Genomic DNA, 13,275 nt, shown 5'->3' on the forward strand with positions numbered 1-13,275 from the left:
CGCCTCGCTCCTGCGGGACAGCGGTGCGTTTACAGGAGCGAGGCGTGCCCGCGAAGAATTCACCTGGCTATCGAATGAGAACCCATGCCAATTGACGTCAAACCCCCGCCCATGCTCTCCTACACGCCTTGTTACGGGTGCCCTTCACAGGGTGAAACGGGAAACCGGTGAATCATGTGCTTTACTCCAAGCCATGTCAGTCCGGTGCTGCCCCCGCAACGGTAAGCGAGCGAAGCGTCAGATCCACTGTGCCAGCAGTTCGGCATGGGAAGGTGATGCTTGCAGGTTCAGGCGCAAGCCTTGACCCCTCGTGAGCCCGGAGACCGGCCCGCAACACAAAGTGACCTTTACGTCACTGAATAACAAACCCGCGGTGGGCGGGCGCTGTTTGAACCTCTGCGCGCCCGACTCGCAGGGGTCTTCCATGCGCTCTATTCACCCGCTGACAGACCAGAGGGATGCGCCATGTCGATCATCAGCAGCACCGACCACAGCACCGCCAGTACCACCACAACCCTGAGCCAACGCCTGACCGCCGCCGTGTGTGCGTCGATCCTTGGCGCGTGCCTTGTGTATTTCGCTGGGTTCTCGCACATCGAAGCGGTGCACAATGCCGCGCACGACACCCGTCACAGCTCTGCCTTCCCGTGCCATTGAGACCTGCTGACATGATCAAGCGTATTGCGCAAACCGCAGGTTTCACAGGGCTGCTGGCCGCCCTGCTGCTGACCCTGCTGCAAAGTTTCTGTGTCTCGCCGCTGATTCTGCAGGCCGAAACCTACGAAAAATCCGAGCCGGTCGCTGTTGAAGTTCACGAACACGCCGCCGGTGCCGCCGCTCACACTCACGACGCCGAAGCCTGGGAACCGGAAGACGGTTGGCAGCGCGTGCTGTCGACCACGGGCGGTAACCTGGTGGTCGCCGTCGGTTTCGCCCTGATGCTCGCTGGCCTCTACACCTTGCGTGCACCGACCAAAACCTCCCAGGGCTTGCTTTGGGGCCTGGCCGGTTACGCGACCTTCGTGCTGGCCCCGACCCTCGGCCTGCCGCCTGAACTGCCGGGCACTGCCGCAGCTGATCTGGCGCAACGGCAACTCTGGTGGATCAGTACAGCCGCCTCCACGGCGGTCGGCATCGCCTTGATCGTGTTCAGCCGTCACTGGCTGATGAAGATCCTTGGCGTGGCGATTCTCGCCGTTCCGCACGTGATCGGCGCGCCGCAACCGGAAGTGCACTCGATGCTCGCTCCGCAAGCGCTGGAAGCGCAGTTCAAAATCGCGTCGCAGCTGACCAACGTCGCGTTCTGGCTGGCCCTGGGCCTGATCAGCGCCTGGTTGTTCCGCCGCAAAAGCGATGGCCAATACCACGCATGATTGATCCTCGCACAGCGCCGACTTTAGTCGTCGGCCTGGGCTGCCAGCGCGGCTGCCCCGCCAGCACGCTGCGGGCGTTGATCGATCAGGCATTGCAGGCTCATCAAATCGGACTTCACCAGATCAAGGCCCTGGCCAGTATCGACCTGAAGCGTGATGAGCCTGGCCTGGTCGAACTCGCCGAACAACTGGCGTTACCGCTGATGTATTTCAGCAGTGAGCAACTGGAAGGTTACAAACCGCAACTCAGCCATCATTCGGACATCGCGTTCGAACGCACCGGCTGCTACGGCGTGGCGGAAAGTGCCGCCCTGGCCCTCGCCGAACACTTGGCCCAGGCCCCGGCAAAACTGCTGATTTCGCGACAAAAATATGCCCAGGCCACCCTGGCATTGGCCTGCGTTGCGTAAGATCCCCGATAATCCCCGCCTTCGATCATGAGCAATCTTCATCTGAAGCCTTGCCCAAGCCCCTTTTCTGACAGACTCTTTTATTCAAAGGAACGGACGATGACCGTCTACTTCATTGGCGCAGGTCCCGGTGACCCGGAACTGATCACCGTCAAAGGCCAACGGCTGATTCGCAGTTGCCCGGTGATCATCTATGCAGGCTCTTTGGTGCCCGCCGCCGTGCTCGAAGGCCATGGTGCCGAACAGGTGGTCAACAGCGCCGAATTGCACCTGGAGCAAATCATTGAACTGATCAAGACCGCCCATGCCAACGGCCAGGACGTGGCGCGGGTGCATTCCGGTGATCCGAGTCTTTACGGCGCGATTGGCGAGCAGATTCGCTGTCTGCGTGAACTCGGGATTGCGTTTGAAATCATCCCGGGGGTCACGGCGACTGCCGCGTGTGCGGCGCTTTTGGGGGCTGAACTGACCCTGCCCGACATTTCACAGAGTGTGATTCTGACCCGCTACGCCGACAAAACCGTGATGCCGGCCGGTGAAGAACTGGGGAGCCTGGCCCAGCACGGGGCGACCATGGCGATTCATTTGGGGGTCAGTCATCTGGAGAAGATCCTGGCGGAGTTGCTACCACATTACGGCGCCGACTGCCCGATTGCGGTGATTCACCGCGCGACCTGGCCGGATCAGGATTGGGTGGTGGGGACGATTGCGGACATTGCCGCGAAGGTTGAAGCCAAGGGATTTCGCCGCACGGCGTTGATTCTGGTGGGTCGGGTGTTGGGCAGTGATCAGTTCAGTGAGTCATCGCTGTATCGCGCCGGACATGCACATCTCTACAGGCCATAGGGTCCTCCCATTGGGTATCCAATGATAGCCCCCTGTGGGAGCGAGCCTGCTCGCGATGGGGCCAGTGAATTTCACCCATAAAAAACGGCACTCACGGGTGCCGTTTTTTCATTTCGCAGCGAACACCTTACTTAGTAGTAGGCGTTTTCTTTCTGCGTGTGGTCAGTTACATCGCGTACACCCTTGAGCTCGGGAATGCGCTCGAGCAAGGTGCGCTCGATGCCTTCGCGAAGGGTGACGTCTGCCTGGCCGCAGCCCTGGCAACCGCCGCCGAATTTCAATACGGCGATGCCGTCTTCGACCACATCAATCAAGCTGACCTGACCGCCGTGGCTGGCCAGCCCCGGATTGATCTCGGTTTGCAGGTAGTAGTTGATACGCTCGTTGACCGGGCTGTCAGCGTTGACCATCGGCACTTTGGCGTTGGGCGCCTTGATCGTCAGTTGGCCGCCCATGCGGTCGGTAGCGTAGTCGACGACCGCGTCGTCCAGGAAAGCTTCGCTGAACGAATCGATGTAAGCGGTGAAGCTTTTGAGCCCCAGCGCGGTGTCTTCAGGTTTCTCTTCGCCCGGCTTGCAGTACGCAATGCAGGTTTCGGCGTACTGGGTGCCAGGCTGGGTGATAAAGACGCGGATGCCGATGCCCGGGGTGTTCTGCTTGGAGAGCAGATCAGCCAGATAATCGTGTGCGGCGTCGGTGATGGTAATAGCGGTCATGGAAACTCCTCGCAGGCTTGGGCGCAGTTTACGCCAATCATCGCGCCGTACAAAGTCCTAGTATTTTTGTCGGGAAAGAGCCGGAACAGCGTTGCTTGCCGGTTCGCCGTCGATCCACTCTTTAAGCCACCGATAGCTGCATTTTTCTACATATTCGTAACTTGCCCAGGAAGCCACGCCGATGGTCACCACACAAACGGCGAACATCACGTAGGGATTTACCCCATAACGCTGCGCGACATATCCGCCGACAGACAGCACCAGCACATGCATCAGGTAAACCGAATAGGAACAATCGCCAAGCACCTTGAACAGACGGGTGTTCTCGAAAAAGCGTTCCAGCGCCATGCACGCCATCACCAACACCGCACCGGGCACGCCCCAGGCCAGGAAGCGTGGCTGCGGTGCCAGGTTATAAATCGCCAGCAACGCGCCGCCAATCCCCAGCAAGGGCAGCCAGACACCGGGCTTGATCCAGCCGCGCCGGTAGATCATGCCGATGGCGATCCCCAGCAGAAACTCATAAACAATGTCCGAGCGGTAGAACTCGCTGATCCAGCCATAACCGGTCCACGCCTGGCACACCGCAAACAGCAACGCCGCGACGATCAGCAGCCGAACCTGCAAACGGAACAGCAATGCCCAGGCGAACAGCACGTAGAACAGCATTTCGTAATTCAGCGTCCAGCCGACATTGAGGGTCGGATAGATGCCGTAGCCACCGGGGTTTTGCGTGGGAATGAATAACAGCGACAGCAGGACATGTGACCAGTCGACCGTCTGATCCGGCAACACAGGCTGTGCGAACACGACCACCAGCGCCATCAGCACCGTGTACAGCCAGTACGCCGGAACGATGCGAAACAGTCGATACAGGAGAAACCGTGCAGGTGGCAGCGATTTCCCTTCGGTGGACAGGAAGATCACCAGGCCACTGATGACGAAAAAGATATCAACGCCCACCGCGCCCTTGTCGATGAACATCTGACCCACGGGACCACGGGCCTTGAAGTCGAAGAATATCTGCATGAAATGGTGGCAGACCACCGTCCATGCCGCGACGGCGCGCAGTGCCTGTACTGAAATCAACATCGGCGCCCCTCCGATCGCACTTCACACATCACCGCAGCCCCCTGTAGAAGCGAAGCTTGCTCGCGAAGGCGATCGACCGGCCAACAATGATGTTGAATGTACCGGCCTCTTCGCGAGCAAGCTTCGCTCCTACAGGGGAATGGCGGTGCCTATTGAGTCCGACACCGACCAGCAGTCAAAGGTCGATCAAAGATTCTCGTACCGGTTCATATCCAGCACGCCCTCTTCCACCGGCTCGGTTTCGTGGATGTAGCGACTCAGGTCATGGAAGTAGAACCAGAACTGCGGATGGCTGCGGCGAATGCCCCAGCGTTCGACGATTTTCTCGAAGCGGTGCGCATCCTTGGCGTTTTCCATCGCATCGACGAACGCCGGCACCTGGTCGGCGGGTATGTTGAACATGAAGTTGGGGTAGCTGCTGAGCACGCCCGGGAAAATGGTCAAGGTGTCGAGCCCAGGCTGATAGCGCAGCGATTCGCCGAGCAGGAAGGCCACATTGCTGTGGGCCCGATTGCGCAGCAGGCTGTAGACCTCGCGCTTGCCGCTCGCCGTCTCGATGCGCAGCACCGTCGCTTCCGGCAATTGATTGATGACATTCAAACCGGCCGCCGGGCGTGACGTCAGGCGACTCAAGGCTTGCTCGGCACTCTGCAACGCCGGGTCGATGTTCGGTCGCGAACAGTAAGCGCCGTCGCAACGGTTGATCGGATCAGGCTTGGCATCGAGCTCGCCATAACGGGCCAGCAGTTGCATCGCGAAGTCGCGCTTGGGGTCCTTTTCATCCAGCTTCAGGGCCGTCGGCGTGTCATTGTCTATGGACTCGTAATCCAGCCACATTTTGAACTTGCCACCGCTTTGATACCAATCATCAAGGTAATCGTCCCGCGAATCGGCCGGCATCAGGCGCAGGAAATTCTGCTCGGCGCCGTTGCGGATCAGGTCGAAGTACAAGCGTGTCTGGGCCTGGTGAGACACGTTGCCGAACACGTCGAAGTTGACCACCAACTGATAATACGTGCGTTCCAGCAGCGGATAGTCAAACAGCCAGATGGTTTGCGGCACGTCGCCGATCAGGCCCTTGTTCACCGATGCGCTGTCGAAATGCCGAAAGATGCTCAGCAACGCGTTGTCGTTGCCTGCCCACAGGGTCGACCAGCTCGGCGCCGGCAGATCGGCGTAGTTGTCCCGGCGTAGCGCTTCGTACTCGTTGCGCTTGTCGCGGTAGTCATGCCACAGGCTCAGGACGCTGCCGACATCGTCGTTTTGTCCCGGCATCGCCAACAACGGCGTGGCCTGGCCGCGGTAGTTCGGGTCGGTGATGTAGAGGTCATGTTCCGGCGCCTGGAACAATGCCCAGAAGTTGTCACGAATCACGTCCGTGGCGATCTGGCCACGGCAGACCGGACCGCGAATGAAGGTACGGACGAAGTACTCGGCGTTATCGAGCATGAACTGATAACGCGCCTGAGCCGGGATCGCTTCAAACGTACTGAACGGATTGGCCCGGCGCTCCGGCCCGTATCCCGGCAAGGCATCGACCTGCCAGTTGCCGCTGTAAAAGAGTGTTTTGATCCGCGCCATCTTCGACGCGCTCAGCGGATAAGTGATGTGGGTCTTGTGCACGATCACACCCTGCACCGGCCACAAACGGTAATAAATCCGAGTGCCCGGATCATCATTCGGCCGGCGCGTATCGATCAGGTCGATCGGCTGCCCCGTCGGGGTGCGTGAACGGACCCATTGGAAGAAATGCCCCGGCTCACCGTCCTTGAAGTAAATATGGGCGATATACCAATGCTCGAATAACCAGCGACCGACCAGACTTTCCCGGGCACCCGGGGCGTTGAGCAGGTTTTCCCACTGCACCACCTGCATGGCCTCTTTCGCGCTCGGGACCAGGCCTTGCTCATCGATAGGCGCACCCGAAGCCAGCCAGCGCTGGAGCGTCTGGTATTGCTGGTCGGTCAGGCCGGTGACGGCCAGCGGCATGCCTTCTTTCGGGTGGGTACTGGCGTAGCCGTCGAACTCCGCCGGCATGGCGCACATGTTTTCCCGGTTGAGGCCCAGGACGATGTCTTCCGGCAACCTGGCGTTGGGTTGCAGCGGGGTTGTGTGGCCCAGCTCCAGCATTCGCGTCATCAACGCCGCCTGGCTGCCTTGGGCGTCGAGTACCGAATAGAAGCCTTTCTGCTGCCAGGCACGCTTGCCGAAAGCGTCATAAAACAACCGGGTCGGCGCCGCGGCCTGACTGCGTTCGCCGTCGTAAACCGGGGATTTGGTCCCGCCACGCGCCGCCCCTTCGCCGCTGCCCAGATTGAGCTGACAGGCGGAGTCGTAGCAGGCATGGCAGGCCACGCACTTTTCGGTAAAGATCGGTTGAATGTCACGCGTGTAGGAAATCGCCGGACCCTGCGCAGCGGCATCCCAGCTTATAAGCAGCATAAAGATGCTGGTGATGACGCGATACGACATGTCCCTGGTCCTGATCCTGAAAAAACGCCGCGATTCTACCGGTCTCGCCCCCTCACCAACATGAGCGATATTCATGCAAAACCGGAGCATGCTCTAAAAGCGCACAGGTTTGCTATTATCCCGGCCCTTCGTCATGGTCTTTTCGAGTAGTCCCAATGTCCGATCGCAGCGTTCGCCTTCAAGCTCTCAAGCACGCCCTCAAAGAGCGCATCCTGATTCTCGATGGCGGCATGGGCACGATGATCCAGAGCTACAAGCTCGAAGAGCAGGATTACCGGGGCAAACGCTTTGCTGACTGGCCAAGCGACGTCAAAGGTAACAACGACCTCTTGGTGTTGACGCGCCCGGACGTGATCGGGTCGATCGAGAAAGCCTACCTGGATGCCGGCGCCGATATTCTGGAGACCAACACGTTCAACGCCACCCAGGTTTCCCTGGCCGACTACGGCATGCAAGGCCTGGCATATGAGTTAAACGTAGAAGGCGCGCGCCTGGCACGCAAGGTGGCCGACGCAAAGACCCTGGAAACGCCGGACAAGCCGCGCTTCGTCGCTGGCGTGATCGGGCCGACCAGCCGCACCTGCTCGCTGTCACCGGACGTGAACAACCCCGGCTACCGCAACGTGACCTTCGATGAATTGGTGGAAAACTACACCGAGGCCACCAAAGGCCTGATCGAAGGCGGCGCCGACCTGATCCTGATCGAAACCATTTTCGACACGCTGAACGCCAAAGCCGCGATCTTCGCCGTGCAGGGTGTGTTTGAAGAGTTGGGTATCGAACTGCCGATCATGATTTCCGGCACCATTACCGACGCCTCCGGCCGAACCCTGTCCGGCCAGACCACCGAAGCGTTCTGGAACTCGGTCGCCCACGCCAAGCCAATCTCGGTCGGCCTGAACTGCGCCCTCGGTGCCAAAGAATTGCGCCCGTACCTGGAAGAACTGTCAAACAAGGCTGGCACCCACGTTTCGGCACACCCGAACGCCGGCCTGCCGAACGAATTCGGCGAGTACGATGAGCTGCCAGCGGAAACCGCCAAGGTCATCGAAGAATTCGCCCAGAGCGGCTTCCTCAACATCGTCGGCGGCTGCTGCGGCACCACGCCGGGCCACATCGAAGCCATCGCCAAAGCCGTGGCCGGTTATGCACCACGTGTCATTCCGGAAATCCCGAAGGCTTGCCGCCTCTCGGGCCTGGAGCCGTTCACCATCGATCGCAGTTCGCTGTTCGTCAACGTCGGCGAGCGCACCAACATCACCGGCTCGGCGAAATTCGCCCGCCTGATCCGTGAAGACAACTACACCGAAGCGCTGGAAGTGGCCCTGCAACAGGTTGAAGCCGGTGCCCAGATCATCGACATCAACATGGATGAAGGGATGCTCGATTCGAAGAAGGCCATGGTGACCTTCCTCAATCTGATTGCCGGTGAACCGGACATCTCCCGTGTGCCGATCATGATCGACTCCTCGAAGTGGGAAGTGATCGAAGCCGGCCTCAAGTGCATTCAGGGCAAGGGCATCGTCAACTCGATCAGCATGAAAGAAGGCGTCGAGCAGTTCATTCACCACGCCAAACTGTGCAAGCGCTATGGCGCCGCCGTGGTCGTGATGGCGTTCGACGAAGCCGGCCAGGCCGACACCGAAGCGCGCAAGAAAGAGATCTGCAAACGCTCCTACGACATTCTGGTCAACGAAGTCGGCTTCCCGCCGGAAGACATCATTTTCGACCCGAACATCTTCGCCGTGGCCACCGGCATCGAAGAACACAACAACTACGCTGTGGACTTCATCAACGCCTGCGCCTACATCCGCGACGAACTGCCCTACGCGCTGACCTCGGGCGGCGTGTCCAACGTGTCGTTCTCGTTCCGCGGCAACAACCCGGTGCGCGAGGCGATCCACTCGGTGTTCCTGCTGTATGCGATCCGCAACGGCCTGACCATGGGTATCGTCAACGCCGGTCAGCTGGAGATCTACGACCAGATCCCGGCCGAGCTGCGCGACGCGGTCGAAGACGTGGTGCTCAACCGCACGCCGAACGGCACTGACGCCCTCCTCGCCATCGCCGACAAATACAAGGGCGACGGCAGCGTCAAGGAAGCCGAGACCGAAGAGTGGCGCAACTGGGACGTCAACAAGCGTCTGGAGCATGCGCTGGTCAAGGGCATCACCACGCACATCGTGGAAGACACCGAAGAATCGCGCCAGTCGTTCGCCCGCCCGATCGAAGTGATCGAAGGCCCGCTGATGTCCGGCATGAACATCGTGGGCGACCTGTTCGGCGCCGGCAAAATGTTCCTGCCGCAAGTGGTGAAATCCGCCCGTGTGATGAAACAGGCCGTGGCCCACTTGATCCCGTTCATCGAACTGGAAAAAGGCGACAAGCCGGAAGCCAAGGGCAAGATCCTGATGGCCACGGTGAAAGGCGACGTGCACGACATCGGCAAGAACATCGTCGGTGTGGTGCTCGGCTGTAACGGCTACGACATCGTCGACCTCGGCGTGATGGTCCCGGCGGAGAAGATCCTGCAAGTGGCCAAGGAGCAGAAGTGCGACATCATCGGCCTGTCCGGTCTGATCACGCCTTCGCTGGATGAAATGGTCCACGTGGCCCGCGAGATGCAGCGTCAGGATTTCCATCTGCCGCTGATGATCGGTGGCGCGACCACCTCCAAGGCGCACACGGCGGTCAAGATCGAACCGAAGTACAGCAACGATGCGGTGATCTACGTCACCGACGCCTCCCGCGCCGTGGGCGTGGCGACGCAGTTGCTGTCCAAGGAGTTGAAACCGGCGTTCGTCGAAAAGACTCGCCTGGAATACATCGACGTTCGCGAGCGCACCGCCAATCGCAGCGCCCGCACCGAACGCCTGAGCTACCCGGCCGCCATCGCCAAGAAGCCGCAGTTCGACTGGAGCACTTATGTGCCGGTCAAACCGACCTTTACCGGTTCCAGGGTGCTGGACAACATCGACCTCAAGGTTCTGGCCGAATACATCGACTGGACGCCGTTCTTTATCTCCTGGGACCTGGCCGGCAAGTTCCCGCGCATCCTCCAGGACGAAGTGGTCGGTGAAGCCGCTACCGCGTTGTATGCCGATGCTCAGGAAATGCTCGCCAAGTTGATCGACGAGAAACTCATCAGTGCCCGTGCGGTGTTTGGCTTCTGGCCGGCCAACCAGGTGCGTGAGGATGACATCGAAGTCTACGGCGATGACGGCAAGCCGATTGCCAAGCTGCATCACTTGCGCCAGCAGATCATCAAGACCGATGGCAAGCCGAACTTCTCCCTCGCCGACTTCGTCGCGCCGAAGGACAGCGAAATCACCGACTACGTGGGTGGATTCATCACCACGGCCGGGATCGGCGCCGAAGAAGTGGCCAAGGCTTATCAAGACGCCGGCGATGATTACAACTCGATCATGGTCAAGGCACTGGCCGACCGACTGGCCGAGGCGTGTGCCGAGTGGCTGCACCAGCAGGTGCGAAAAGAACACTGGGGTTACGCCAAGGACGAGACGCTCGACAACGAGGCGCTGATCAAAGAGCAATACACCGGCATCCGCCCTGCCCCGGGCTACCCGGCCTGCCCGGATCACACCGAGAAAAGCACCCTGTTTGCCTTGCTCGACCCCGAGGCCAGCGAAATGCAGGCCGGCCGCAGCGGCGTGTTCCTCACCGAGCACTATGCGATGTTCCCGGCGGCAGCGGTCAGCGGCTGGTACTTCGCTCATCCGCAGGCGCAATATTTTGCGGTGGGCAAAATCGACAAGGACCAGGTGCAGAGCTACACATCGCGCAAAGGGCAGGAACTGAGCGTGACCGAACGCTGGCTGGCGCCTAACCTCGGTTACGACAACTAACCCAGGCGCCTGGCCACAATATTGTGGCCAGATGAGGCCCCTGTGGGAGCGAGCCTGCTCGCGAAGGCGATGTGACAGTCAACGAAGATGTTGAATGCTACGACCCCTTCGCTAGCAGGCTAGCTCCCACAGTTGTTTTGGGTCGTTCACAAACGTGTGGATCAACCCGATCAAGTGTGGGAGCGAGCCTGCTCGCGATGGCGTTATAACGTTCAACGAAGATGTTGAATGTTATGGCCAATTCGCTAGCAGGCTAGCTCCCACAGTTGTTTTGGGTCGTTCACAAACGTGTGGATCAACCCGATCAAGTGTGGGAGCGAGCCTGCTCGCGATAGCGATGTGACAGTCAACGAAAATGTTGAATGTTACGACCCCTTCGCTAGCAGGCTAGCTCGCACAGTTGTTTTGGGTCGTTCACAAACGTGCGGATCAACCCGATCGAGTGTGGGAGCGAGCCTGCTCGCGATGGCGATGTGACAGTCAACGAAAATGTTGAATGTTACGACCCCTTCGCTAGCAGGCTAGCTCCCACAGTTGTTTTGGGTCGTTCACAAACGTGTGGATCAACCCGATCAAGTGTGGGAGTGAGCCTGCTCGCGATTGCGATGTGACAGTCAACGAAGATGTTGAATGTTACGACCCCTTCGCTAGCAAGCTCTCTCCCACAGTTGTTTTGGGTCGTTCACAAACGTGTGGATCAACCCGATCAAGTGTGGGAGCGAGCCTGCTCGCGATGGCGTTATAACGTTCAACGAAGATGTTGAATGCTACGACCCCTTCGCTAGCAAGCTCGCTCCCACATTTGCTTTGTGCATGCCGCGGATTGTCTATGCTTACTCTTCACACATTGATGACGAGGGGTTTATGGACGATCCAGTCGACAACAAGCCACCGACCTTCTGGCAGATGCTGCAAAGCGTCATGGCGGCGGCGTTCGGTGTGCAGAGCGGGAAGAATCGGGCGCGGGACTTCACCCACGGCAAGCCGAGTCATTTCGTGATTCTGGGGATTCTGTTCACGGCGGTGTTTGCATTGACGCTGTTCGGCATCGTGCAACTGGTGGTGCATCTGGCGGGGCGTTAGCGCATCAGGGTTTGCAAGCTGAACGGATAGCGATAGGAGGTCGGCCGGCCCTTGGCCGACAGACGACGGAAATTCACCCCGTAATCCGGTGATGCGCCCATGGCCAGCAACCGCTTGGCGTGGGCCTTGTCGATCAGTTGCAATACCGGAATCAACCGGTCGCGCCCGCCGTACTGGTCCAGATCCACGCCCATTTCCACGTCATGCAACTCCACCAGCGCCCAACCGCCCAATGTGAAGTGCCCGCCCACCAACACGCTCAGGCGACCGTCGATCATCGCCTGCAATGCAGCGGGCGACGTGTTCACCCCGCTGAACAAGGCATCTTTGCCGGGCACGCCACCCGTCTCCGAATAGGCTTGCATGGCGCCAAACGCCATTTCGTCATTGGCAGACCACACCAACGAGACATTCGGGTAACGCCGGAACAACAACTTGGCCTGCTCATAGGCCCTTCCGCGGCTCCAGCCACCGTAAACCACTTGGCGCAAGCGCACTTGCGGGTGCTCGGCCAAGGCGCGCAGCATGCCTTGTTCGCGCAGTTGCGACGACGGCGTGATCTTCAGGCCGGAAAACGCCAGTAATTCGATGACCTGCCCAGGCGCCACGGGTGGATGCTGGCGAATCAGCTCCTTGAGCATCAGGTAGCCGCCCTCCTCATCGTTCGGCACCAGGCTGCCCAATCGATCGGAACGCTCGCCCAGCAGGCTCAGCTGATTGGCGGTCAGCGAAGCGTTGACCGTAAACAGCTTCACCCCGCTGCCTTGAGCCAGGCGCAGAATCTGTGGAGCGACATACTGTTCGTTGACGAACACCAGATAGTCCGGACGATCGGGACCTTGCAGGGCCAGGCGGGCTTGCGCCACGGTAAGCTCGGGCATGCGTTGGGAATACAGAATTCGCAGATCAATGCGCAGATCCTTGGCGGCCGCCTGCATGAATTGCGAATAGCTGATCCAGAAGGCCTCATCCGTCTTGCCCGGATTGAGAAACAACACCGACTCTGCATGCGCGACAGGGCCCCAAGCCGCGCCAAGCATCAGCAGGAAGGTGTAGACAAACTTCAACATTAACGCCCGAGCCCCCGGAAATTTTCGCCGCGCATTATAGCCAGCGAAGTCACGGCAAACGGCGTTTATTCCGGTTTTTGTCCGACAATCGTCGGAACCGGGCCCGGACGGGGTCGGTTATTGATGGCTGACCCAAAATACCGCAGTGCCCACGACCAGAATGATCAGGAACAGAATCGCCCAAGCATCGACCGTGCTATCAGGTTTTGTCGCTTTGGTAGGGTTGCTCATTGCATCGCCTCTTGTCGGTTTTATCGGTGATTGCATAAAGACTCGACCACAGTAAAGACGACGATTGCCCTCACGACAAATACGGGTTTATCCATAACGGATCTCGTTAGTCGTTT

Annotated in this window: 10 protein-coding genes and 1 riboswitch; of the genes, 6 read left to right on the top strand and 4 right to left on the bottom strand. The window is 59.4% G+C overall.

The annotated features are described in order from the left end of the window. Positions 1 to 118 precede the first annotated feature (118 nt). Positions 119 to 347, top strand: a riboswitch (cobalamin riboswitch). 118 nt (positions 348 to 465) lie between these two features. From QMX98_RS09765 to cobM, 4 genes are all read left to right on the top strand, one after another. Next, the gene (locus QMX98_RS09765; RefSeq protein WP_010460909.1) at positions 466 to 657 is read left to right on the top strand and encodes a CbtB-domain containing protein; all 192 of its coding nucleotides are present in this window, start codon (positions 466 to 468) and stop codon (positions 655 to 657) included. An 11-nt stretch (positions 658 to 668) separates the two neighbouring features. Beyond that, positions 669 to 1,373: a CbtA family protein gene (locus tag QMX98_RS09770; protein WP_282410656.1), complete on the top strand. Its 705-nt coding sequence runs from the start codon at positions 669 to 671 to the stop codon at positions 1,371 to 1,373. After that, positions 1,370 to 1,783, top strand: a complete 414-nt coding sequence (locus tag QMX98_RS09775) for a cobalamin biosynthesis protein (RefSeq protein WP_010460913.1) — start codon at positions 1,370 to 1,372, stop codon at positions 1,781 to 1,783. The genes QMX98_RS09770 and QMX98_RS09775 overlap by 4 nt, the downstream gene beginning before the upstream one ends. A gap of 99 nt (positions 1,784 to 1,882) precedes the next feature. After that, the gene (gene cobM, locus QMX98_RS09780; protein WP_282410657.1) at positions 1,883 to 2,629 is read left to right on the top strand and encodes a precorrin-4 C(11)-methyltransferase; all 747 of its coding nucleotides are present in this window, start codon (positions 1,883 to 1,885) and stop codon (positions 2,627 to 2,629) included. Between the two features lie 131 nt (positions 2,630 to 2,760). On the opposite strand, the gene nfuA is transcribed toward cobM, so the two are convergent. The 3 genes from nfuA to QMX98_RS09795 all read right to left on the bottom strand — a co-directional run bounded on the left by nfuA (position 2,761) and on the right by QMX98_RS09795 (position 6,909). Next, positions 2,761 to 3,345: a Fe-S biogenesis protein NfuA gene (gene nfuA, locus QMX98_RS09785; protein WP_007898222.1), complete on the bottom strand. Its 585-nt coding sequence runs from the start codon at positions 3,343 to 3,345 to the stop codon at positions 2,761 to 2,763. 57 nt (positions 3,346 to 3,402) lie between these two features. Further along, positions 3,403 to 4,437: an acyltransferase gene (locus QMX98_RS09790; RefSeq protein ID WP_102595009.1), complete on the bottom strand. Its 1,035-nt coding sequence runs from the start codon at positions 4,435 to 4,437 to the stop codon at positions 3,403 to 3,405. 186 nt (positions 4,438 to 4,623) lie between these two features. After that, the gene (locus QMX98_RS09795; RefSeq protein ID WP_282410658.1) at positions 4,624 to 6,909 is read right to left on the bottom strand and encodes a fatty acid cis/trans isomerase; all 2,286 of its coding nucleotides are present in this window, start codon (positions 6,907 to 6,909) and stop codon (positions 4,624 to 4,626) included. 155 nt (positions 6,910 to 7,064) lie between these two features. Between QMX98_RS09795 and metH the strand changes: the two genes are divergently transcribed. Together metH and QMX98_RS09805 are read left to right on the top strand one after the other, a co-directional pair. After that, positions 7,065 to 10,775, top strand: a complete 3,711-nt coding sequence (gene metH, locus QMX98_RS09800) for a methionine synthase (protein ID WP_102595011.1) — start codon at positions 7,065 to 7,067, stop codon at positions 10,773 to 10,775. Between the two features lie 864 nt (positions 10,776 to 11,639). Further along, positions 11,640 to 11,858, top strand: coding sequence for a DUF2970 domain-containing protein (locus QMX98_RS09805; protein ID WP_010460924.1), 219 nt, complete (start codon positions 11,640 to 11,642; stop codon positions 11,856 to 11,858). Here QMX98_RS09805 and QMX98_RS09810 read toward each other — a convergent pair. After that, entirely contained in the window at positions 11,855 to 12,928 is a 1,074-nt protein-coding gene (locus tag QMX98_RS09810) for an ABC transporter substrate-binding protein (protein WP_145310436.1), read from the bottom strand. The two genes, QMX98_RS09805 and QMX98_RS09810, sit on opposite strands and share 4 nt — an antisense overlap. Between the last annotated feature and the right edge of the window lie 347 nt (positions 12,929 to 13,275).

The organism is Pseudomonas sp. PS02303 (assembly GCF_029959925.1).
GTDB classification, from domain to species: Bacteria; Pseudomonadota; Gammaproteobacteria; order Pseudomonadales; family Pseudomonadaceae; genus Aquipseudomonas; species Aquipseudomonas mandelii.